This window comes from Companilactobacillus keshanensis, assembly GCF_003946205.1.
GTDB classification, from domain to species: Bacteria; Bacillota; Bacilli; order Lactobacillales; family Lactobacillaceae; genus Companilactobacillus; species Companilactobacillus keshanensis.
Map to the genome: position 1 here is coordinate 1 of NZ_RHOS01000020.1, position 24,543 is coordinate 24,543.

The following is a 24,543-nucleotide window of genomic DNA, read 5'->3' on the forward strand; positions in this document are numbered from 1 at the left end:
TCAAAAAACGCCTAATCACATTTAAGTGATTAGACGTAAAATTTCATAATCAACTCCAATTACTGGGGTTCATTGCAGGTAGGGTCCTTTATTCGGGTTCATCAACTGCAAAATCTCCGAAGTCTGCGTTAACAACTTTAGCCAAGGCATGAGGTTCGATTAGAAGTGATTGTCCAAGTTTACCAGCTGAAACGATAATCTTTTCGGAACGCTCAGCTTCATTATCAAAGTATATTGGATAATTATGTAATGAATGTATCCCAACCGGACTATTTGCTCCGTGTTCAAAACCACTAGTTTTGATCAAATCTTTTAAAGGCACCATACCGACTTTTTTATTACCGGATATTTTTGCCAATTTTTTGTAGCTGAGATGTTTATCTAATGGAATCATTCCAACAAGTGGACCAGTTTTATTTCCTGTCAAAACCAATGTTTTGTATATCTTATATCCATCCTGCATACTACCATCATGGACCAATTCTTGAGTATCACCCTCGGCTTGAGTGAGGAAAGTCATTGCTTTATATTCGACTTTCTCTTTATCAAGAATTTTTTCGACTAATGTTTTTGAAATTTTTTTATTTTTCTTACTCATTTTACCCACCAGATTAATAAATTACTTCTTTAATAATCATAACAAACAACAAAACTTTTGAAAGTTTTTAAGTCTTTAATTAAAATAATAAGTAAATCTTTAATAATTTGTTATATAATGACAACGTTTAATAGTCAAAGGAGCGAAAAGAATGAGTTTTTTTAAACGCAATAATAAGGACAATGACCCTATTCAAAATGATTTCAGCAAAATATCTCAAGAAATCAATAAAAGCCCAAAAAGGTTATCAGAAGCACAGAAATTATTTAAGGATAATGAATCTTTAAGAAAAATTGCTGCTAAAGAAAAACTTAATGAAAAAAGTTTAGATTAGATCTATCAAAGATGATTCGATTATGAAAATAATCGGATTATTTTTTTGAACTTAACTAATATGTAGAAAAAAAGTAAAATACAAATACTTTTATAGTATTTATAACTTATGGTATGCATAAGTAAAAATCTATGATATATTATAAAAAACAAAGATAAGAGGTGTTTTAAATGGGAAAAGTAATGGCAAAGAATCAACTATTAGAAACTAACGTATTTGTAGAAAGATTTTTAACTTATCGTGAGGTTTTCGTTGAATATTTCAAAACTATGAGTTTAATTGAGCGAGGGGAAGCTTTGACACATGAAAATTATTCTCGTTTGACACATAATTATGTGATCAATGTAAAACGATTCAGCTTACTTTGTAATTCATATATCACAAAGTATAAATTAGAAGACTCCACAATCGATAAGACACTAAATAGTTACTTCATTGAGTTGATCAATGGACTAGAGTGCATGGATGAAAAACAGAATATTCTAAATAGAGAACTTTCTAATAAGGCACAACAAAAAATTAAGAAGTGTGAACTAAGCTTTATGGAAACTATTGGAAAATATATTAAATAAGACGTCAGAAACGTCTTTTTTTTATGCTCAATATTTAGTAATCTTAATAGTAATACGGAGGAATTTTTATGATTTGGAAAAAAATAAGTGTTTCAATTCCCAACAACTTTGATCAGGAAATTATTTCTGATGTATTTATGAAAATTGGTGCTAACGGAACCGAATTAGTTGATGATGATGATCAATCTGTTTGTACTAAGATAAATTCGTATTTCGATGAAGATAGTTATAAACCAGAGTTAAAGAATAATTTAATAAATGAAATTTCAAGATTAGCAGACTTTGGATTCGATGTTTCCAATTTAACTGTTTCTGAAAGTGACGTTGATGATAATAGTTGGGTCAATGAATGGAAACAATATTATCATCCAGTGCACATTAGTCGTTATTTAACGGTTGTTCCTAATTGGGTCGACTATCAGCCTAAATTTATGGATGAACATTTGATAGTTATGGATCCAGGCAAATCATTTGGTACAGGGACACATCCCACTACATATTCTTGTATGCAGGCTCTGGAACTGATTCTAGGTGATGCAGAGTCATTATATGATGTCGGAACTGGTTCAGGTATTCTCTCCATTCAAGCACGACAACTAGGTGTTTCAAATATTAAGGCTTTTGATCTTGATCCAGAGGCAGTTGAAGCTGCTAAATTGAATTTACAATTAAATGAAGGCTGCCAGAATATTGAAGTATATGAAAATTCATTATTAGAAGGTGTAACTGGAAAGGTTGATGTAATCGTGGCTAATATATTGGCCGATGTTATCATGCAATTTATCCCAGATATAGATGAACATTTAAATTCTAATGGATTTGTTGTTTTATCAGGTATAATTAATGAGAAAGAATCTTTGATCACTGCCGAAATGGAAAAACATGGCTTTAAAGTGCTAGAGGCCTTTCATTTAAAGGGCTGGTCAACACTGATTTGTAAAAGAGTAAAGGACGCTGAATTACAAGATGGAGCAATACTTCGTTAATCAAATATTTTCTACTGAAACAACTACAATAGAAGATACTGAAATTTTTAAACATGTCATAACTGTATTAAGACATAAGGTATCAGACAAAATTTATTTAGTTGATGAACTAAAAGGACTTTATTTAGCAACGATCGAAAAAATTGATAAAGATAATAAGACGATTACATTCAAACTTTTGAAAAGTGATAAGTCTTCCACAGAATTGCCTGTTAAAGTCACAGTTGCTTGTTCATTGTCAAAGAAAGACAAAATTGAATGGATCACGCAAAAATCTACAGAATTAGGCGCAGCAGAGATCGTATTCTTTAATTCTCAATATTCGATCATGCATTGGAAAGAAAATGTAATTGAAAAGAAACTTGATAGATTGCAAGAGATTGCTAAAAATGCGGCTCAACAAGCGAAGCGTCGTATAATTCCTCAAGTTAGTTATTTGAATGATTTAAAAAAATTAGCCGATGATGAATCTAAATTAAAGTTTGTTGCCTATGAAGAATCGGCCAAACAGGGTGAATCGAGCCTTTTAGTACAAAGTTTGGATCAATCTTCAGCAAAGTCGGTGATTGGTGTTTTTGGACCAGAAGGCGGTTTTTCACCTGAAGAAGTCGACTTTTTGCAAGACAATGATTATTTGTCAGTTGGATTAGGCCCAAGGATAATGAGGGCCGAAACAGCACCATTGTATTTCCTATCAGTGCTATCATATAATTATGAATTATCATCAAAATGAGGAATGAAAATTGAAAAATCTTTGGAAAAAAGTTGAAGCATCAAAAACAACTTATATTGCACTTATATCTATCGTTCTAGTATTTATCATGCCAATTCTGTTTAATCTATTTCATTTAGGAAAATCTAATCGGATCATTTGGTTATTCTTTGTGATCAATATCTTCTTTTCTGGATTTCTCGGTTGGTTTTGTCGAAAGTATGCGCTATCGTTTTATAATTTGATCATTTTCCCAGTAATATTTGTGATCAGTGTTTTCATAAAATATGGACGATATGGATACTTTTTAGCAGGAATATATTTAATTTTAAGTATTTTAATTTATTTCTTATTTGATAAGGAAAATTGATTGTTTTTTTTAAATAAAGAAAGCATAATAATACGTAAAGAAAAGCACTCATAGAGTGCTTTTTATTGTAGAAGGGGTGGGACAAAATTTGAAAAAGAATAGAGATTATACTCCTGACGAAGTCCTAGACATTTGCCGCAAATATATGAATGAGGAACATGTTGAGTTTGTTAATAGATCATATAAATTTGCTGCCTATGTCCATAAAGAGCAAAAAAGGGCTACTGGTGAGCCATATATTATTCACCCAACTCAAGTGGCTCAGATTCTTGCTTCTTTACACATGGATCCATATACTGTAGCGGCGGGTTATCTTCATGATGTAGTTGAAGATACTAATATCACACTTGGTGATGTTAATGAGTTATTTGGAGATCAAGTTGCTACTATCGTTGACGGAGTCACCAAGATAAGCAAGTATAAGTATCGCTCTCATCAGGAATTGTTGGCTGAGAATCACCGTAAGATGCTTTTGGCAACCGCTAAAGATCTACGAGTAATTATGGTAAAACTCGCTGACAGATTGCATAATATGCGTACTCTTAAAGCTTTACGTCCTGACAAACAACGTCGAATTGCCACAGAAACGTTGGAAATTTACGCTCCACTTGCCGATAGATTAGGTATTAGCAAGATCAAATGGGAGCTTGAGGATCTATCTCTTCATTATATTAACCCTCAGCAATATTACCGTATCGTTCATTTAATGAATAGTAAGCGTGATCAAAGAGAGGCTTATATTGCAGAAGCAATAGATTATATAAAAACTAGTGTTGATGCGTTAGGTATCAAGTATGATATCTATGGCCGGCCTAAACATATTTATTCTATTTATAAAAAGATGCGTGATAAACACAAGCAATTTTCAGAATTGTATGACCTTTTAGCAATTAGAATCGTCGTTGACTCTGTTAAGGATTGCTATGCTGTATTAGGTTCAATTCACTCAAAATGGAAGCCTATTCCTGGTCGTTTTAAAGACTATATTGCTGTTCCAAAAGCTAATGGTTATCAATCTCTTCACACGACAATCATCGGACCTGGAGGTCAACCACTTGAAGTTCAGATCAGAACTTATAAGATGCATGAAATTGCTGAATATGGTGTTGCCGCTCACTGGGCTTATAAAGAGGGAAACTTTGAAGGCGTCCAAATTGATGAAAATGAGCAAAAAATTGATGTCTTTAGAGAAATTCTAGAGTTACAAGAAAATTCTGACAATGCTGCTGATTTTATGAAGTCAGTTAAGGGCGAGATATTTAATGATCGTGTATATGTCTTTACACCTCAAGGTGAAGTTGTAGAATTGCCAAAGGGTTCAACGACACTGGATTTTGCTTATCAAGTACATACTGAAGTTGGTAATCATTCAGTTGGTTCAAAAGTTAATGCCAGAATGGTTCCTTTGAATTATCAATTAAAAAATGGTGATATTGTCGAAATTTTGACTAGCGCCAGTGCTAAACCAAGTCGAGATTGGGTAAATGTTGTCTATACATCTAGATCTAGAAATAAGATCAAACGTTATTTCCGTGTTAAAGATCGTCAAGAAAATATTGATATTGGTCGAGAATCTATCGAAGAGGAATTAAAAAATCGTTCACTATCTGCTAAGAAGTATCTCGATAAAAAACATTTGGAATTAGCAATGGAAATCTTCAACTTTACTGATCCAGATGAATTGTTCAATGCCGTTGGTTATGGCGAATTGTCTGCTATCAATGTGGTCCATAAGCTACTAAGTGAAGATCCTGATAAGAAAAAGGAAGCTGAGAAAAAAGAGCTTGAAGATTCATTGATAACCGATGATACTGAAGAAAAGAAAACACAACAAAATGAAAGTACCCAAGTAAAGAAAACACAGGATAATCCTAACAACAGTATTTCGGTTCAGGGTATCGATAATCTATTGATACGCTTGGCAAAATGTTGTAGTCCTATTCCTGGGGATGAAATTGTTGGTTATATCACTAAAGGACGTGGATTGACTATTCACAGAGCTGATTGTCCAAATGTCCAAAGTGAAGAAGCCAAACGACGTTTTATTGAAGTTAGTTGGGATAATGTTACTCAAGATAAGCGTTATTCAGCTGAACTAGATATCTACGCATTCAATCGTAATGGATTGTTAAATGAAGTATTGCAAGTTATCAATTCCACAACTAATTCATTAAATAATGTTAATGGACGTCTTGATAGAGAGAAAATGGCAGTCATTCATGTGAGTGTCGGAGTTAATAATAAAGAACATCTCGATAAAATAATTTCTAAACTGAATAATATACCTGACGTTTATGAAATCAAAAGGACAATAGAATAATATGAAAGTAGTTATCCAACGAGCTTCAGAAGCAAAAGTTTCGGTTAATAATAAGGTCTTAGGTCAAATTGATCAGGGACTTTGCTTATTGGTTGCCTTTGCTGATGAGGATACAACAGAGACATTGAATTATATGGCTCATAAAATTGCTAATATGAGAATTTTTACTGATGATGAAGGTAAAATGAATTTATCGATTAAAGACGTCAAAGGTAGCATTTTGTCAATCTCACAATTTACGCTCTATGCTGATACTAAGAAAGGGAATCGCCCTAGTTTCACTGGAGCAGGAGATTTTGAGTCATCTAGTCAAAAGTATGACCAGTTTAATCAAACATTAAGAAGTTATGATTTAACTGTCGAAACTGGTGAATTTGGTGCAGATATGCAAGTTGCTCTGACTAATGATGGACCAGTAACAATAATAATGGAGCGATAAAATGACAAGTATAATTTGGGATTTTGACGGAACTTTAGCCAATAGTTATCCAGGGATGGTTGCAGCGACTCAAAAGGCCTTGGAAGAAAATTTCAAAATAAAACTTTCAAAAGATACTATTTATAGTGGGATCAAGAAAACATCTATCAGAAAATTTGTAGCTGAACTATTGGAAAAAAATGAGAATACATCAATTGATGATCTTGGTAGTTTTTACAAAACATATACACTATATGAGAATGAATTTCATGATCAGATACGATTGATGCCACATGCAAAAATAAGTTTAGATTATTGTAGGATTCAAGGTTATCAACAATTTATCGTTACTCATCGTGATAAGTCGATCCATGATATTGCTAGAAAATTAGAAATATCTGATTACTTTGAGGAAATCGTCAGTGTTGCCGATGGACATACTAGAAAGCCAGATCCTGATATGCTGAATTACTTGATAGCTAAATATAGTTTGCAAACGCGGGATATATTTGTTATCGGTGACCGTAAGATTGATATAGATTTTGGTAAAAGTGTTTCCGCTAAAACTATTTTATTAAACGATGAAGAAAGTTTTAATGAAGATTATAAAATTAATGATTTAAATGATTTGAGTAGAATTATATAATTAAAGATGTGTAAATAACTGCACATCTTTTTTTGCTGTCATGGGAGGTAATTATGCCAAAATATCTAACGTTTGATTGTTATGGAACACTGATGAATGAGGATAATACTTATGACGAGGTTGAACGTTTGGCCAAAATCATAGGAGTGGATCCTAAAAAAGCACGTGCAAGGTTCATTAAGTATCAAGATGATCCATCGAATGTTCATCCTTATCAAGATTATGATCTTTTGACGAGAAGTAATTTGATCAATCTGGATTTTCAATTTGATTTAGACCATCAATTTGAAAAATATTATGTTGAGGTTTTAATGGCACATCGTGAATTAAAGCCATTTCCTGAGGTTAATGAGACACTTCATAAGCTGACCGATATGGGATATAAATTGATTATGATGTCTAATTCATCGTGGGATATTATTCCTTATAATGCTGATCAGCTCGATGCCGAATTCGATATTTGGACAGCAGAGGATGTGCATGTTTATAAACCTGATATCAAGTTTTTTAAGAGAATTCAAGAACATTATGGATTCACTAATGAGAATCATATTCACATTGCTCAAGGATATGATACTGATATTGTGACAACTAATAAATTAGGATGGAATTCAATATGGGTTAACCGTGAATATATGAAACCTACACAAGCGGCACGTCCTACACACGAAATACATACCTTAGATAAAGTTATTGATATATTATCTTAATTTTTAAAACGTTTTCTGCTCCCTTAATTGATAATAAGTTGTAAAATATTAAGTTGCACGTTATATATTTTATATTTCATTATCGGGGGATTTATTTATGGAGAGTTTAGAACCGAAGAAGTCCTTTATTAGTTGGCCTGTGCTGGCCCTAATGAGCTTCGTTACGGTAATTGGTTTTGATGACTTAACCTACAACTTTCAAAACCAAGGAATGGGTGTTATCACATCCTGGGTTATCATGCTATTTTTATATGTCATTCCATATTCACTTATGGTTGGACAATTAGGATCGGTCTTTAATCACGAAGGCGGTGGATTGACATCTTGGGTTCGCGGAACTAGTGGCGAATTTTTGGGATACTTTACAGCATGGACATACTGGGCTGCATCAGTTCCTTATGTTGTTGATACGGCTAATTCAATCGTTGTTGGATTAGGCTGGGCTTGGAACGGAAATGGTAAACTCCAAGACACAATGTCTAATGGTTGGTTTGCATTTTGGACCGTTATAACTTTTATCGTTTTTATTTTTGTCCAATCAAGATTTAAACATTCACTTGAAATATTGAGTACTATCGGTGGTGTTGCAATGTTTGGGATGACAGTATTATTTGTTATCATGACGTTTGCCGCTTTGGCAATGGGTGGACATATTGCCACTCAACCTATGAATGTTCATACAATTGTACCTAAGTTCGATTTACATTATTTGACTACTTTAGGACTATTGATCTATGCCATGAATGGGGCCGAACTTATTGCGCCATTCATTACTAAGATGCGTAAACCTAAGAGTGAATTTCCTAAGGCTATGATCATGTTGGCTGTTATGACAGCTTTCTTAACTATTTTTGGATCATTCTCATTGGGTGTTTTCTTTAATGCCTATCATTTACCAAATGATTTGAAGATGAACGGTTCATATTATGCTTTTCAGGCGTTAGGTGAACAATTCCACATAGGTAATTCATTGATGTATATTTTCTCTTGGACGGAAGTGTTCTACTTGGCAGCGTTATTGGCTGTTTTATTGGACGCTATGACAAGAATGTTGATTTCTGATACTGGGGCAAAGTTTATGCCAAAAGTTCTTCGTAAGAAGAATAAGGCTGGTTTACCGGTAAATGGTTATCTATTAACTTGTGGCTTGAGTGCATTTATTATGTTATTGGGTATTTTCTTACCAAGTATGAATGATATCTTTAACTGGCTATTGAATCTTAACGGAATCATTTCTCCAGGTGTTACATGTTGGATCTTCTTTGCCTTTATTAAGATTCGTATGGATAGTAAAAAATACCCATCAGATTACGTTTATATCAAGAATGATAAACTAGCTTTATCAGTTGGTTGGTGGTGCTTAATAGTTACTGGTGTTGCCACAGTATTTGGTATTGCACCTCAAGATGTTTCTTTAGGTTCAAGTACATGGTGGTATGAGTTGATCATTAACTTTGTTGCTATTATTGTTTTGATTGGTTTAGGAACAATTATGCCTTATGTAACACGTCGTGAAATTAGAAGCAAGACCGGTTCTGCATTTACACGTTTGCAATGGACAGGTATTTTGTCAGCATTACTAGTAGTAATCGTTGGTGATTTATATCTTGGTGGTTCAAAAATGAATAACAATATTGCTATGGTCGCTGGATTAAGTGTTATTGGTATTCTTATAATTGTTGCTATTGGCTGGCATGAACGTGATTTAATTTCAGAAGGTTAATTGAAAGGCTGAGAGAAATCTCAGCTTTTTTGTTTGCAGTGATTTATTAACAAGGAATAATCTAATAAATATGAATTATCAATTTGAAAAGTATTATTTTGATGTACTGGATGACCATCGAAATTTGGTTCCTTTCCCAGAAGTAATTGATATTTTAAATAAATTTATTGATCTTGGATATGCACTTGTTCTAATGACTAATTCGTCATGGGGTGTGGTATCTAAAAATGTTGAAGCCCTAAAAGTTCCATTTGATATTGGGACGGCAGAAGATATACATGCTTATAAACTTGATTAAAATTTTTCAGAATTGTTGAACAATAATACGGATTCAATAACAGCAATGATTATCATATGGCCAAAGGTTATGGAGCAAATATTGTTCCATGTAGCAAAATTAATTAGAATAGTATTTTGGTAAATAGTGACTATAAAGAAGCTACTACTGTTCAATCCACGTATAAAGTTAAAATTTGTTAAATAAAAAAGGGTACGGTTTCGACCGTGTTTTTTGTATCTATATCCTCTACATAGTTTTGAAAACTAGATTGAATGATAATTGATATTATGATAAATTATATTGGTAATTACAAAGAGGTGCTTTTTAATGGACGAATTGCAAGAATGGTTAGATAATTTAGAAAAGTTCAAATTGCCTAGGTGGAATGACCTTCCGGAACTTGATTTATATCGTGATCAGTTATTAACACTCATTGAAAAATATTTAAGTCCCATTTGGATCGAAGATGGACCAATAGTTACATCTTCGATGGTGAATAATTATGTGAAGAATGGTTTACTGCCGCGTCCCATTAAAAAGAGGTATACCAAGGATCATTTGGCTTATTTGATTGCTATTACCTTTCTAAAACAAGTGATTTCCATGAATGAGATCAAATCTGGATTAGAAGTAATGACTAGCCTAAATGGTGGGATAGAGAAGGCGTTTGACTTCTTTTGCGAGAAGCAAGAATTGGCATTTAGAATGCTAAATTATCGTAATGAAAAACAAAAGATTTCTGAAGATAATTCAACATCGGCCTACTTGATGGTAGAGATGGTGACTTTGTCTTTTGCCACCAAGTGGATGACACGTAAAGTATTAATGATCGAAAATGGAGCATTAGAAGAAGAGAGTAAAGAATAATGACTGAAAAAATTGCTGTTTTGGTAGATTCTTGTTGTGATATACCAGAGGAATACTTAGAAAAGAATGGTATCTATGAAATACCAATGCAAATTATTTATAAAAATAAAACATATCTTGATCGAGTAGATATTTCGGCAGTTGAAGTATACGATGATTTGGAATCAGAGATACCTAAGACGTCATTGCCTTCAGGTGAAGTAATTCAAAGAACGTTAGATGAAATTCATGAAGATGGTTATACTCATATTATTTCAATATCTATTTCGTCAGGATTGAGCGGAACCTATAACTTTTTAAAGGTCTTACTAGATGATGATGGCAGATTTACTTACACATCATTCGATACAAAACAAGTTGCTGTTGCGGCAGGTCTTATAGCCGTGGGAACTAAAGATGAAATTGATGCCGGATCGGATTATGAAACGGTTTTAAAAAAGACTCAAAAGATGATCGATAATACTGTAGTTTATTTCTGTATTCCAACTCTTGAGTATTTAAGAGCAGGAGGCAGAATTGGATTAGTTACGTCGGTGGTCGGAAGTATGCTTAAACTAGCTCCAATAATCACTTGTAATTCCGATGGTATATATACAATCGCCGCTAAGGCTCGAGGAATGAAGCGAGGGCAAAGAATGATGTTAGATATGGTTACAAAGTTTATAGGTGATCATGAGAAATATTTATTGGCCGTTGGACATGGAGCAGATGAAAAATCCGGCGGGAATATGATGGCATTATTAGATAGTAAGGGAATCAATGGGACTGAAAACTTCTTTGGTCAAGTTGGACCAGCATTGGGCGTACATACTGGGCCGGGCTTAGTAGGTGTCGGAGTTTGTTTACTGGATTAAATTTTGGCAGAACTTTTTATGAAGTTCTGTTTTTTTAATTGACTTTAAAAATAAATAAATGTATTATAGTTCGCATACGAACGATAGGAGGAAACATCATGATTAATCCCAAGACAACGATTACGTTTCAAATTAGAGATCTATCTTTAAAAATCGATCGGTATGTTAAATCAAACTATCCGATCTTTAATCATGACGATAAGCATTTTTCAAAGCTTCAAGGGATGGCTGCAGGATATTTATTTTTGAATGATAGTAAAGAAATTTTTCAAAGGGATCTTGAACACGCCATGTCTATCAGTAAGTCAACGGCCAGTGGATTGGTCAGCCGAATGGTAAAAAATGGCATTATTGAAACAACACCCTCGGGTAAGGATGCTAGGTATAAACGTCTTATTCTAAGGCAAGAAGCCAAGGACGCTATGATTGAAGTTGATGCATCTGCTCAAGAAATTGAAAAATCACTTAGCGAAGGGATTTCAAAAGAGGATATGAAGACCTTTTTTAAGGTTATAAAAATGATTTCTGATAATGCTGAATAAAGCATTTTATTTTTAGATATATAGTTCGCATGCGAACTCATGATTAAGAAGGAGTTGCTAATGTTTAAACTGTTAAGAAGAATGAATAAAAAAGAATATGGAATGATTGGTTTAAGTACAATTTTTATCGTTATACAAGTTTGGCTAGAATTGAGCATTCCAGGATATATGTCGACTATTACGGAAAAGATTGAAACCAAAGGGACAACAATTGGTCAAATAATACAACCAGGCATAATGATGATTTTACTATCCGTTTTAAGTGTTTTAGCGGCTGTAATAACTGGATATATTGTGGCAAAAATTGCAGGTGGTTTTACTGCTCGTGTCAGGAAAGATGTCTTCAATCAAGTTATGGATTACTCGACGCAAGATATAAAGAAATTTTCTGTTTCCAGCTTGTTAACACGATCTACTAATGATATAACTCAAATTCAGCAATTTGTAGCTATGGGATTACAAGTTATTATAAAGGCTCCAATCACAGCAATATGGGCTATTACTAAAATTGCCGGTAAAGGATGGCAGTGGACTACAGCAACAGCAGTAGCAGTTGTTATTTTATGTATCATGTTGACTTTTATTTTAACTAAAGTACAACCTAAATTTAAAATGGTACAAAAATTAACTGACAGGTTAAATTTAGTAACTCAAGAAAACCTATCAGGTATTCGGGTTGTACATGCTTATAATGCAGAGGAATATCAAAATAATAAATTCAATAAGGCCAATAATGATTTAACTGATACAAATTTATACGCCAATCGAATTTTAGCATTAATGAATCCAGGAATGAGCTTTATCTCTAGTTCATTGACATTAGCTGTTTATGCAATTGGAGCAATTATTATCAATCAAGCAAACGGGGCACAAAGATTAAGTTTGTTCAGTAATATGATTGTCTTCTCATCTTATGCTATACAAGTTATTTTAGGATTTTTACTTTTATCAATAATATTTGTTATTTTACCTCGCGTTTTGGTTTCAGCTGGCAGAATTAACGAGGTCCTTGATATTAAGCCATCAATCCTTTTTAACGATAAATCTAATGAAAAAATAAAAGAAAAGGGAACAATTAAATTTGATAATGTTAGTTTCAAATATCCTGATGCTGAAGATACAGCAATAAAGAATTTAACTTTCCAAGCTGATCAAGGACAAACAATCGCTATTATTGGATCAACAGGTAGTGGTAAGAGTTCGACTTTGAATCTTATTCCGAGATTATATGATGTAACTAAAGGCCATGTTCTAGTGGATGGAATTGATGTTAAAAATTATTCCGAATCTGATTTAAACGATCGTATAGGATATATTCCTCAAAAGGCTGTCCTATTTAGCGGCGATATCAAGAGTAATATTAATTTTGGTGAGAGTAGCAATAAATCTAATAATTTGAGTGATCAAGAAGCATATATGGCCTTGGAATTAGCTCAGTCTAGAGATTTTGTTGAAGAGAAAGAAGCAAAATTAAATTCTAATGTAGCACAACATGGTGATAACTTCTCGGGTGGTCAAAAACAAAGATTGGCAATTGCACGTGCCATTGCTAGAAAACCTGAAATATTATTATTTGATGATTCATTCTCAGCTTTAGACTATGCAACAGATAAAAAGTTACGTGATGATCTTAAACAAAATGCAGCTGATACAACTAAAATTATCGTTGCCCAACGTATCAGTACCATTATTGATTCTGATGAAATCATCGTATTGGATAAAGGACAGGTAGTTGGACAAGGTACACATGAAGAATTACTTAAAAACAATAAAGTTTATCAAGAAATCGCTTATTCACAACTTTCAAAGGAGGAATTGGCTTAATGCGTAAAGCTAACACAAGAGACATTAGTATTAAAGATGGTGTGTCAGAATACGGTCGTTCATATATCTTTCCAGTTTTGATAGCCGTAATATTTGCCGTTCTAGGTAGTGTGACCTCTATTATTGGCCCTAGCCAATTAAGCAAAATTACTGATTTAATTACGAAAGGATTACTTGGAAATATTGATGTTCAACAGGTTTTAAAAATTACAATCATTATGGCGGGGATTTATATTACTGGTGCGATTATGTCGTACGGGCAAGGCTTTATTATGGCAACAGTCACACAGAAGTTTACTCAGAAATTAAGAACCAATATTGTTAAAAAAATAAATAAACTACCATTACAATATTTTGATACTCATAACGAGGGAGATACATTGAGTCGTGTTACCAATGATTTGGATACCATGGGACAGTCTCTAAACCAAAGTTTAGGAACTTTGATTTCATCTATAACGTTGTTTGTAGGATGTATTATAATGATGCTATTTACCAATATAATTATGAGTATTACAGCAATTATATCTGTTTTGGCCGGATTCATTTTAACTTTGGTTATTATGGGACACTCACAAAAATACTTTAATAGTCAACAGAATCGATTAGCTGATATTTCTAGTTATACAGAAGAGATTTATTCAGGACATGAAGTCGTTAAAACATCTAATTATACTAATGAAGCGAAAAGTAATTTTGATAATATGAATAATAAATTGTATGATTCCGTTTGGAAATCACAGTTTATGTCTGGAATTATGCAACCATTGATGGGATTCGTCGGTAATTTTGGTTATGTTATGGTCTGTATTGTAGGTGCAATTATGGCAATCGATGGGAAAATCGGTATGGGTACGATTGTCGCTTTTATGATCTATGTCAGATTATTTTCACAACCTTTATCACAGATTGCCCAGGCATTTTCTAGTTTACAGTCGGCTCAAGCGGCAATGAAACGTGTTTTTGGTTTTTTAAAGGAATCAGAAGAAACTAGTGATGAAAGTAAAACTGATAAATTAGTTAAATCAACGGGTAAAGTTGATTTTGATAATGTCCAATTTGGATATCTGCCAGGTCAAAAGATCATTAAAAATTTTACAGTTCATACTAAACCAGGCCAAAAGATTGCTATCGTTGGACCAACAGGCTCAGGGAAGACCACTACGGTCAATTTATTGATGCGTTTTTATGATATGAATAGTGGATCAATAAAAATTGATGGGGTGGATATCAATGATATGAAACGTTCAGAAGTTCGTGACCAATTTGATATGGTCCTACAGGATGCATGGTTATTTGACGATACGGTTAGAAATAACCTTGTGTACAATCAAAAGAATGTTAATGATGAGCAAGTTCAATATGCCTTAAAAGTTGTGGGACTAGATCATTTTATTGAGACTTTGCCGAATGGATTGGATACAATTTTGAATGATACGATTAGTTTATCAGTTGGGCAAAAGCAGCTAATGACAATTGCACGCGCTTTGATCAAGGACTCTCCAATGCTGATTCTTGATGAGGCAACGAGTTCAGTTGATACTAGAACAGAAGAACAAATTCAAAAGGCAATGGATGCCTTAATGGCAGGTAGAACCTCATTTGTTATTGCACATAGACTTTCAACTATCAAAAATTCAGATATGATCCTGGTAGTTAAGGATGGAGAAATTATTGAACGAGGAACCCACGATGATCTAATGTCCGCAAAAGGTTTCTATGCGGGGATGTATAATAGCCAATTTAGTGAGGAAAATTAACTCAATTCAACGCAACAAATTTGACATATGTTTAGACAAATTATAATATACAATTGAAAATGTGTTTGAAAGAGATTGAGGAGATTACAGAAATGCAACAATGGCAGAAATCTACCGTTTATCAGATTTATCCGAGGAGTTTTCAAGATTCGAATGGTGACGGAATTGGTGATATAAATGGAATTATCTCACGTCTTGATTACTTACATGACTTGGGAATAGAACTTATTTGGATCACACCGATGTATGTTTCACCAGGTAATGATAATGGTTATGATATTGCTGACTATTATCAGATCGATCCTATTTTTGGAAATATGAAAGATTTTGAAAATCTTTTAAAAGAGGCGCATAAACGAAATATAAAAATAATTATGGATATGGTCTTGAATCATACCTCAAATGAACATGTATGGTTTAAAGAAGCACTCAAATCAAAAAACAATCCATATCATGATTATTATCTTTTCAAAGATCCAGTAGATGGTCACGAACCTAATAATTGGGTTTCTAAATTCAGTGGCAGTGCTTGGCAATATGTCCCAACATTAAATCAGTATTATTTACATTTGTACGACGTGACAATGCCTGATTTAAATTGGCGTAATCCTAAATTACGCCAGGAAATTTTTAAAATGATGACCTTCTGGGCTGATAAAGGTATTGATGGTTTTAGGTTGGATGTTATCAATAATATTTCTAAAGCTGCAAAAATGCCGAATGATACCTTTAAAACACCAACAGATGATGGAAGAAATTTCTATACCAATGGTCCGCATGTACACGAATATATTCATGAAATGTATCGTAAGGTGTTTGGGCCTAATAATTTTGTAACAGTGGGTGAATTATCATCTACGCCAGTAAGTGAAGCGGTCAAATATACGAATCCTAATCGTGAAGAACTCTCGATGGCATTTACATTTCATCACGTTAAAGTCGACTATACCAATGGTAAGAAATGGACTTTGGGTAAATATAAATTAACTGATTTGAAGAGTATTATCAGTGATTGGCAAGTTAAGATGCATCAAAATCATGGTTGGAATGCTCTGTTCTGGAATAATCACGATCAACCGCGAGCAATTTCAAGATTTTTAAATGATAATAAATATCGGGATCAGTCAGCCAAATTATTGGCAGTAGTACAATTTGGTCTTCAAGGCACGCCGTATATCTATCAGGGCGAAGAAATTGCCATGAAAAATTCATATTTTACAGATATTAAGCAATACAAAGATCATGAGTCGATCAATGCGTACAATACGATGCTTAAAAATGGGACAGACAAAAGTACAGCAATTAAAGTATTGCAGCAAAAATCACGTGAAAATGCACGTATACCAATGCAATGGAATATAAGTAAAAATTATGGTTTTACGACAGGTATACCGTGGTTAAAATCAATCCAAAAGGATAATTATTCGGTTGAGACGGTTAGAAATTCTCCGAACAATATCTTTAACTTTTATCAACGCCTGATCAAGTTGCGTAAGAGAAACACTACCTTGATTGAAGGTAGTTACAAGTTGCTTGATCACGACGATAATTCGGTTTATTCATATGTTAGAATTAAGGATGAAACTAAAATTTTGGTTATGGCGAATTTTACCGAAAAAATTCAATTACGAACTGTGAATAGTAACTACAATTTGATTTTAGGTAATTATGGTGATTTTTATAAAAAAGACAAAGTAGTTAAATTGCGTCCATATGAGGCCTTAATGTTAGAGAAAAAAGATGGTTAACACAAAAGAACCAGTAATCAAAATTGATTACTGGTTCTTTTGTGGCATACATGATCGGTATCTAATATTTGGAATAATTATGTACCTGATTTCGAAAAAATTTCTGCTGTAAATCTTGGAGAATCGCTAGACAAAGGTAACAGTGATTTGCTTGCTGAAATAATTATTAAATAATTGTCTGAAAAGCATCATAAGGACGTTTGAATTGATAGTGGACAAATGGTTACAATAGGAACCCTAGGTTGGGGTAATGATTCATACGATCCAGAGGCAGCTGGAATATTTGAAGGATCGTCACATTATGACGTCCATACTAACAATTGGAAAAACTAATCAATAAAAATAACCGTCACGGGAATTGTTAATTTCTCACGACGATTATTTATGTGTGTAGATTATTTAAAGTATTCTTTTAATCCATTTGTGACATCCTTTGCAACGGCTGCTTTGTAACTGTCAGAATTAATATGTTTATAATCCGTTGAGGAGTTAATGTAACCAAGTTCGATCAATACTGAAGGTTGGCTATTGTAGTGCAATACGTATAAGTCCTTTTGTTGGGTCCCACGATTATCGATAGCCAGATTCTTTAGTTGATTATTGATGTCAGTAGCTAATTGACCATCTTTATCTTTACCATAATAGTAGGTTGTTACACCAGAACCAGCGTTAGATTGATCACTGGAATCGAAGTGGAGACTCACATAAGCATCAGCTTCAATTTTACTTGAAAGACGGGCACGGTCACCAAGTGACTTAGTATCGTCACCAGATCGTGTTAGGACAACTCGTGCACCTGTTTTCTCGATATCAGCCTTAATAGCTTTAGCATATTGTAAAGTGAAGTTTTTCTCGTAAGTTTTCTTTGATGATTCGGCACCAACATCAGTACCACCATGACCAGGATCAATTACGATCGTAGCTTCAGAGATGTTTGTAGCAGCCGATTTAACAGCGCTCTTTGAACCTGATATGGTTACTAACCAACTTGCAATATATCCGACTGATCCATCGGTGTCACGAACTTTGTACCAATTACCAGATTTACTTAGGTAGTCGAACTTCTTACCAACATCGACGCTCTTAATAGCACGACCATTGTCATTTGGTTCAATGCGTAATTTAGTATTGGCTTGTGTGACTGTGACAGTTTTAATGTCATCGTTAGAGGTATTGGAAGAACCAGAGGTCTCTTGGGTTCCCTGGATAAATTGACTCTTAACCCAAGCTGCAGTTCCCTTATAGAGAATCTGTGACCAATCTTGTTCCTGATACATCACGGTAACTTTTTGTGACTGTTCGATAGTTCCGAGAACTTCGCTATCAGAATTATTTTTCTGAAATACAGTCGTATTAGGAACCTTTACGATTCCTACTTTATTAGTTGCTGAGCTGACTTCAGTATTATCGATCAGCCAACTCGCAACCCAACCGATCTTGTCTCCAGAAAGGCGGACTTGGTACCATTTGTTTTTTTCAGCTAAGATGGCTAATTTATCGCCTTTTTTAACTTGTCCCATATTGGAGTATGATAACCCTGGTCCAACTCGGACATTTACCGAATCAGATTCAACAACAATTGAATTAGCATTTGCCAAAGCTACGGTCGACCAACTCGATATGGAGATTAAAAAAACAATGGCAACAAATAGCTTGTTTTTAATTAAAAAAGTTATTATCTTTTTCATTTAAAGGATTCCTTTGTTGTCGCTATAATGATTTCATGTATACATCTATCTTACTGAAAAAAGTAAAAACTTAAAAGATAGAATGCTAAAAATTTATAGAAATTTGACATTTTTATCGAAAAAATATTAATTAAATTGAAATGAAAGCAATTTATTGTTTAAAAAAATCAATAAGTAAGCGTTTACTGTTATATAACGATACAAAAGCAACTTGACAATTAGGCCTATTTTGATTAGTTTATATTTATATTCTTAATTCAGATCAGAAATTACTATACAGAGAACCTGCGGGCTGAGAACAGGTAAGTAATCAGATTGTGACGTTTTATAATCGTTTGACAGGCGTTAACTGTAGCAAAAATACTAGGTGGTACCGTGCATAAGCACCCTTGTCTTCATTGGCAAGAGTGCTTTTTTCGTGCGGTGGTCCATAAAAGGAGAATTTTATGCGTTACCAAAAGCCAAAGGGTACGATGGATATTTTACCCGGTGAATCAGCAAAGTGGCAGTATGTAGAATCTGTTGCACAAAGAATTTTCAGTCATTACCGTTTTTCAGAAATAAGAACACCAATTTTTGAATCGTATGAAGTTTTTGAACGTTCATCCGGTGATACATCAGATATCGTTTCAAAGGAAATGTACGATTTTAAAGACAAAGGTGACCGTCGTTTGGCGCTTCGTCCAGAAGGAACAGCAGGTGTTGTTAGAGCTTATGTAGAAAATAAGCTTTATGGACCAGAGCATATTAAGCCTTATAAAGTTTGGTATAAGGGACCAATGTTTAGATATGAACGTCCTCAATCAGGTCGTCAAAGACAATTCCATCAAATTGGGGTTGAAGCCTTTGGTTCTGATTCTCCAGAATTAGATGTTGAAGTTATCTCTATGGGACTAAATTTTCTAAATGAGTTGGGTATTAAGAATCTCAAGGTAGCAATCAATACTTTAGGTGATCCAGAATCACGTGAAAACTATCATCGTGCATTAGTCGATTACTTTACTCCATTTAAAGATCAATTAAGTGATGATTCTAAAGTTAGATTAGAAAAGAATCCACTGAGAATTTTAGATAGTAAAGATACTAATGATAAGAAGATTGTTGCTGATGCACCATCAATTTTGGATTATTTAAACGATTCTTCAAGAGAACGTTTTGAATATTTGAAACAACTTTTAGATGAGTTAGAAGTTAACTATGAAGTTGATTCAACAATGGTTCGTGGACTTGACTACTATAACCATACTATCTTTGAATTTATGGTAACGGATCCAGCATTTAATAACAAAGAAATTACCGTTTTGGCCGGTGGTCGTTATAATGGCCTAGTTGAAGAATTAGGCGGACCACAGACACCAGGAATCGGTTTTGGATTAGGTGTTGAACGTCTGATGCTTTTATTGAAGGATGAAGATCTAGTTATTAATAATGACTTAGATGTTTATCTTGTTACTATTGGTCAAAAAGCAGAACAAGCTTCAGTAAAGATTTTGTCTCAATTGAGAAATGCCGGATTCGCAGCCGATAAGGACTACCTGCAAAGAAAGATAAAGGCTCAGTTTAAGACTGCCGATCATTTGCAAGCTAAATATACAGTTACGATTGGTGATGATGAGATCGAGAATAATACGGCCAGTGTTAAAAATATGACAACTGGCGACCAGGTAAGTGTTTCATTGAACAATTTAACTGATGAATTAAAGAAAATCGAGGGATAATAATGAAAAAAAGAACGGACTACTGCGGTAGTATTACCGAAAAATATGTTGGTCAACGAATATCTCTAGACGGTTGGGTACAAAAACGTCGTGATCTTGGTGGATTAATTTTTATTGATCTTCGTGATTACAAAGGTATCGTACAATTAGTTTTTAATACTGACCACAAAGAAGCATTAGAAATTGCTGAGTCATTACGTTCAGAATATGTCATCAATGTTCTAGGTACAGTAAGGTTGCGTGACGATAGTGCTATTAATGACAGGATGACAACCGGTAAGGTTGAAGTTGTCGTTGATACTGTTGAACTATTGAACAAGTCAGTTACACCACCATTTGAAATTACTGATGATGTTGATGCTTCTGAAGAAACTAAATTAAAGTATCGCTATCTCGATCTTCGTAGACCTGAAATGCAAAAGGCTATTAGAACTAGGGCGCAGATCAAGCATTCAGTTCACGAATATTTACATGACAATGGTTTTATTGATATTGAAACACCTAACTTAACACCATCAACACCAGAAGGTGCCCGTGATTATCTTGTTCCTTCACGTGTTTATCCTGGACAATTCTACGCATTACCACAATCACCACAATTATTTAAACAATTATTGATGGTTGGTGGATTCGATCGTTACTATCAATTGGCACATTGTTTCCGTGATGAAGATCTTCGTGGAGACCGTCAACCAGAGTTTACTCAAATTGATCTTGAAATGAGTTTCATGTCAGCCGAAGAAATCCAAGAAGTTACTGAAGGTCTTATTGCTCGTGTTATGAAAGACGAAAAGGGTATTGACGTTAAATTACCATTTCCAAGAATCAATTGGGATGACTCCATGGCTCGCTATGGTTCAGATAAACCTGATATTCGTTTTGGTATGGAACTACAAGATTTGAATGAGGTATTTACTGAGAGTGAATTTAAAGTATTCAAGAGTACCATTGATAATGGCGGTCAAGTTAAAGCTATCGTCGTCAAAAATAATGCCGATAAGTATTCAAGAAAAAATATTGAATCTTATCAAGAATATATCAAACGTTTTGGTGCTAAAGGTTTAGCTTGGATCAAATATAACGATGATAAAGTTACTGGACCAATCGCCAAGTTTATTACTGATCAAGAAAGCACATTGGTAGAACGCTTAGGACTTGAAAATAACGACTTAGTTCTTTTCGTTGCTGACAAGAAGAAAATTGTTGCTGATGCTCTTGGCTATTTACGTGTTGCCATTGCTAAGGAATTAAATCTATTTGATCCTAATGAATTTGCTTTTACATGGGTCGTTAACTGGCCATTATTTGAATATGATGAAGGTATTCAAAGATGGACTGCAGCTCACCATCCATTTACAATGCCAAACGAAGAGGACGTTCATTACTTAGATGATGATCCACACAAGGCATATGCCCAAAGTTATGATATCGTCTTGAATGGTTATGAATTGGGTGGTGGTTCCATCCGTATTCATAATGCAAAAATTCAAGAGAAGATGCTTAAGGCTTTGGACTTCACTAAAGAAAAAGCCTATGCACAGTTTGGATTCCTATTGGATGCTTTACAATATGGTTGTCCACCACATGGTGGTTTGGCTATTGGTTTGGATAGATTTGCTATGCTTCTATCAGGTAAGGATAATATTCGTGACGTTATTGCTTTCCCTAAGAATTCAAATGCAACTGAGCCAATGACACACGCCCCTAGACCGGTTGATCCCAATCAATTAGTTGATTTAGGCATTGAAGTTTCAAAAACAAATAAATAATATTAACTTTAAATTAGAGATATCATGAGGATTTAATCCTTGTGATGTCTTTTTTTTAATAGTAATTTAATAAATCTGAGCAAAATCATAGAAATGCTTTAATACTTGGTTATACTAAATAGTACAGATAATAAGGAGTGATTTTGTTGACTAAATATGAGAAGAATCTAAAGGATTTAGATGATATCCAATATAGAGTTACTCAGAATGCTGATACTGAAAGACCTTTCAGCGGTAAATATGACGATTTTTATCAAAAAGGTATCTATGTGGATGTTGCTAGCGGTGAACCATTATTTTCATCGGCTAAAAAATTTGATGCAGGTTGTGGTTGGCCTTCATTTAGTCAACCTATCGCTAAGTTAACTGAAAACAAGGATAAGTCACTGTTGGTTGAGAGGACCGAGGTTAGAAGTAATATTGCAAACTCGCATTTGGGACATGTTTTTAATGATGGTCCTGAGGAATTGGGCGGTTTGAGATATTGCATCAATTCAGCATCTTTGAAATTTATCCCTTACGATGAGATGGACAAAGATTACGGTGATTACAAAAAATATGTCGATGAGGGTGACAAATAATGAAAAAAGAAACAGCTATTTTTGCGGGTGGATGCTTTTGGTGCATGGTAAAGCCATTTGATAGCCAACCAGGAATAATCTCAGTTATTTCAGGTTATACAGGAGGTCATGTCGCCAATCCAACCTATGAACAAGTTTGTACAGGTACTACTGGACACACGGAAGCAGTTAAGATAACTTACGATGCTGACATTTTTTCGTATAAACAATTAGTCGAGATTTATTGGCAAGTTGCTGATCCGACTGACGCAACTGGTCAATTTCAAGATCGTGGTGACAGCTATCGTCCAGTAATTTATTATGCGAATGAAGACCAAAAACAGATTGCAGAGTTAGAAAAAAAGGCTTTAGCAGAATCAGGTCAATTTGACGAACCGATTGTTACACAGATCTTACCAGCAAAAGAATTTTATGTTGCTGAAGACTATCATCAAGACTTCTACAAAAAGAATCCTGAACGCTTTGAAATGGAAGAAAAGGGCGGAAGAGGAAGTTTTATTGAAAAACATGTTAAATAAGCTGAAAAATACTGTATCTGTGCTAAGATTACATTGGTGAAAATGAATTTATTATAGGAGTAATCTCGATATGGATGAAATAGATAAGTTAATTGAGAGGCATCAAAACTTATCAAAACTTTCAGTAGCTTTCTTATATTCAATCACAGTTTCAATTGCTGTTAATATGTTTTGGACTCCCGGAGGAATTTATGGTTCCGGTGTAACTGGTGCCGCACAGTTAGTTTCAACTGTTACTGAACGCTGGTTTCCGTTTCATATCTCCACAGCTGTAATGTATTTTGCATTAAATGCTCCATTATTTGTTTTGTCTTGGCGCAAGATCGATCACAAATTCACCCTATTTACCGTGGTTGCAGTCGCTTTAGCCAGTACAATGATGCATTTGTTGCCGGGTACAAAGATCACGGCTGACCCGCTTATCTGTGCCATTTTTGGTGGTGTAGTAAATGGGTTTGGTACGGGGATGTCATTGAGAAATGGTATCTCTACCGGTGGTATTGATATTTTAGGAATTATTTTACGGAAGAAAACCGGGAAAAGTGTTGGGACGATAAATATTATCTTCAATGTATTTATCATAACCTGTGCGGGTCTGATATTTGGCTGGGTCCACGCTTTATACAGTGCGGTAAGTATCTTTATCAATGGTCAAGTTATAGATATGGTTTATAACAAGGATCAAAAATTGCAAGTAATGATCGTTACGTCAAAGCCTAAGAACGTAATCACAGAGATTCAAAGTGAGATGCGTCGAGGTATCACCATCGTTCATGATGCTGAAGGTGCTTATAAACATGAAGAAAAAACGATTCTCTTCACAATTATCTCTAGAGCAGAATTACACGATCTAGAAACTGCTATGGATGCATCTGACCAACATGCGTTTGTCAGTGTTACCGATACGGTTAAGATAATGGGAAGATTCTATCAAAAGCATATTTACTAGATAAATAAAAGAGAAAAGCTGTCAGCTTTTCTCTTTTTGTTTTAAAATGAAAGTAG

The 24,543-nt window shown here is 34.2% G+C and carries 24 protein-coding genes; 22 read left to right on the plus strand and 2 right to left on the minus strand.

The genetic code is table 11. From position 1 onward, the window contains the following. Window positions 1–88 precede the first annotated feature (88 nt). Window positions 89–598: an aminoacyl-tRNA deacylase gene (locus tag EKM64_RS09520; RefSeq protein WP_125678003.1), complete on the minus strand. Its 510-nt coding sequence runs from the start codon at window positions 596–598 to the stop codon at window positions 89–91. 151 nt (window positions 599–749) lie between these two features. On the opposite strand from EKM64_RS09520, the gene EKM64_RS09525 reads away from it, so the two are divergent. The 17 genes from EKM64_RS09525 to EKM64_RS09605 all read left to right on the plus strand — a co-directional run bounded on the left by EKM64_RS09525 (window position 750) and on the right by EKM64_RS09605 (window position 17,264). Beyond that, window positions 750–932 carry a hypothetical protein gene (locus EKM64_RS09525; RefSeq protein ID WP_125678005.1) on the plus strand — a complete coding sequence of 61 codons (183 nt, stop codon included), beginning with the start codon at window positions 750–752 and terminating at the stop codon, window positions 930–932. 170 nt (window positions 933–1,102) lie between these two features. Next, the gene (locus tag EKM64_RS09530) at window positions 1,103–1,504 is read left to right on the plus strand and encodes a hypothetical protein (protein ID WP_125678007.1); all 402 of its coding nucleotides are present in this window, start codon (window positions 1,103–1,105) and stop codon (window positions 1,502–1,504) included. Between the two features lie 68 nt (window positions 1,505–1,572). After that, entirely contained in the window at window positions 1,573–2,490 is a 918-nt protein-coding gene (gene prmA, locus EKM64_RS09535) for a 50S ribosomal protein L11 methyltransferase (protein ID WP_125678009.1), read from the plus strand. Next, on the plus strand, window positions 2,471–3,223 hold the full coding sequence (locus EKM64_RS09540) for an RsmE family RNA methyltransferase (protein WP_125678011.1): 753 nt from the start codon (window positions 2,471–2,473) through the stop codon (window positions 3,221–3,223). The genes prmA and EKM64_RS09540 overlap by 20 nt, the downstream gene beginning before the upstream one ends. Before the next feature lie 10 nt (window positions 3,224–3,233). Further along, the gene (locus EKM64_RS09545) at window positions 3,234–3,572 is read left to right on the plus strand and encodes a hypothetical protein (protein WP_125678013.1); all 339 of its coding nucleotides are present in this window, start codon (window positions 3,234–3,236) and stop codon (window positions 3,570–3,572) included. An 88-nt stretch (window positions 3,573–3,660) separates the two neighbouring features. After that, the gene (locus EKM64_RS09550; RefSeq protein WP_377769600.1) at window positions 3,661–5,892 is read left to right on the plus strand and encodes a RelA/SpoT family protein; all 2,232 of its coding nucleotides are present in this window, start codon (window positions 3,661–3,663) and stop codon (window positions 5,890–5,892) included. A 1-nt stretch (window position 5,893) separates the two neighbouring features. Beyond that, on the plus strand, window positions 5,894–6,331 hold the full coding sequence (gene dtd, locus EKM64_RS09555) for a D-aminoacyl-tRNA deacylase (protein WP_125678015.1): 438 nt from the start codon (window positions 5,894–5,896) through the stop codon (window positions 6,329–6,331). A gap of 1 nt (window position 6,332) precedes the next feature. Next, window positions 6,333–6,956: an HAD-IA family hydrolase gene (locus EKM64_RS09560; protein WP_125678017.1), complete on the plus strand. Its 624-nt coding sequence runs from the start codon at window positions 6,333–6,335 to the stop codon at window positions 6,954–6,956. A 53-nt stretch (window positions 6,957–7,009) separates the two neighbouring features. Beyond that, entirely contained in the window at window positions 7,010–7,666 is a 657-nt protein-coding gene (locus EKM64_RS09565) for an HAD family hydrolase (RefSeq protein ID WP_125678019.1), read from the plus strand. 97 nt (window positions 7,667–7,763) lie between these two features. Continuing rightward, window positions 7,764–9,389 (plus strand): APC family permease, encoded by a 1,626-nt coding sequence (locus tag EKM64_RS09570; RefSeq protein WP_125678021.1) that lies wholly within the window; start codon window positions 7,764–7,766, stop codon window positions 9,387–9,389. Between the two features lie 70 nt (window positions 9,390–9,459). Then, the gene (locus EKM64_RS09575) at window positions 9,460–9,687 is read left to right on the plus strand and encodes an HAD family hydrolase (RefSeq protein ID WP_125678023.1); all 228 of its coding nucleotides are present in this window, start codon (window positions 9,460–9,462) and stop codon (window positions 9,685–9,687) included. A 309-nt stretch (window positions 9,688–9,996) separates the two neighbouring features. Then, entirely contained in the window at window positions 9,997–10,536 is a 540-nt protein-coding gene (locus EKM64_RS09580) for a DUF1836 domain-containing protein (RefSeq protein ID WP_125678025.1), read from the plus strand. Beyond that, the gene (locus EKM64_RS09585; RefSeq protein WP_125678027.1) at window positions 10,536–11,390 is read left to right on the plus strand and encodes a DegV family protein; all 855 of its coding nucleotides are present in this window, start codon (window positions 10,536–10,538) and stop codon (window positions 11,388–11,390) included. The genes EKM64_RS09580 and EKM64_RS09585 overlap by 1 nt, the downstream gene beginning before the upstream one ends. A gap of 98 nt (window positions 11,391–11,488) precedes the next feature. Then, the gene (locus tag EKM64_RS09590) at window positions 11,489–11,932 is read left to right on the plus strand and encodes a MarR family winged helix-turn-helix transcriptional regulator (protein WP_125678029.1); all 444 of its coding nucleotides are present in this window, start codon (window positions 11,489–11,491) and stop codon (window positions 11,930–11,932) included. 60 nt (window positions 11,933–11,992) lie between these two features. Next, entirely contained in the window at window positions 11,993–13,756 is a 1,764-nt protein-coding gene (locus EKM64_RS09595) for an ABC transporter ATP-binding protein (RefSeq protein ID WP_125678031.1), read from the plus strand. Continuing rightward, window positions 13,756–15,516: an ABC transporter ATP-binding protein gene (locus EKM64_RS09600; RefSeq protein WP_125678032.1), complete on the plus strand. Its 1,761-nt coding sequence runs from the start codon at window positions 13,756–13,758 to the stop codon at window positions 15,514–15,516. The genes EKM64_RS09595 and EKM64_RS09600 overlap by 1 nt, the downstream gene beginning before the upstream one ends. Window positions 15,517–15,608: 92 nt before the next feature. Beyond that, on the plus strand, window positions 15,609–17,264 hold the full coding sequence (locus EKM64_RS09605; protein WP_125678034.1) for an alpha,alpha-phosphotrehalase: 1,656 nt from the start codon (window positions 15,609–15,611) through the stop codon (window positions 17,262–17,264). A 395-nt stretch (window positions 17,265–17,659) separates the two neighbouring features. On the opposite strand, the gene EKM64_RS09610 is transcribed toward EKM64_RS09605, so the two are convergent. Beyond that, window positions 17,660–18,952 (minus strand): N-acetylmuramoyl-L-alanine amidase, encoded by a 1,293-nt coding sequence (locus EKM64_RS09610; protein WP_125678036.1) that lies wholly within the window; start codon window positions 18,950–18,952, stop codon window positions 17,660–17,662. A 446-nt stretch (window positions 18,953–19,398) separates the two neighbouring features. Between EKM64_RS09610 and hisS the strand changes: the two genes are divergently transcribed. From hisS to EKM64_RS09635, 5 genes are all read left to right on the plus strand, one after another. After that, entirely contained in the window at window positions 19,399–20,670 is a 1,272-nt protein-coding gene (gene hisS, locus EKM64_RS09615) for a histidine--tRNA ligase (protein ID WP_125678038.1), read from the plus strand. A gap of 2 nt (window positions 20,671–20,672) precedes the next feature. Next, the gene (aspS, locus tag EKM64_RS09620; protein ID WP_125678040.1) at window positions 20,673–22,439 is read left to right on the plus strand and encodes an aspartate--tRNA ligase; all 1,767 of its coding nucleotides are present in this window, start codon (window positions 20,673–20,675) and stop codon (window positions 22,437–22,439) included. 146 nt (window positions 22,440–22,585) lie between these two features. Beyond that, the gene (msrB, locus tag EKM64_RS09625; protein WP_125678042.1) at window positions 22,586–23,020 is read left to right on the plus strand and encodes a peptide-methionine (R)-S-oxide reductase MsrB; all 435 of its coding nucleotides are present in this window, start codon (window positions 22,586–22,588) and stop codon (window positions 23,018–23,020) included. Beyond that, entirely contained in the window at window positions 23,020–23,538 is a 519-nt protein-coding gene (gene msrA, locus EKM64_RS09630; RefSeq protein WP_125678044.1) for a peptide-methionine (S)-S-oxide reductase MsrA, read from the plus strand. The genes msrB and msrA overlap by 1 nt, the downstream gene beginning before the upstream one ends. A gap of 70 nt (window positions 23,539–23,608) precedes the next feature. After that, window positions 23,609–24,487: a YitT family protein gene (locus EKM64_RS09635; protein WP_125678046.1), complete on the plus strand. Its 879-nt coding sequence runs from the start codon at window positions 23,609–23,611 to the stop codon at window positions 24,485–24,487. The last annotated feature ends 56 nt before the right edge of the window (window positions 24,488–24,543 follow it).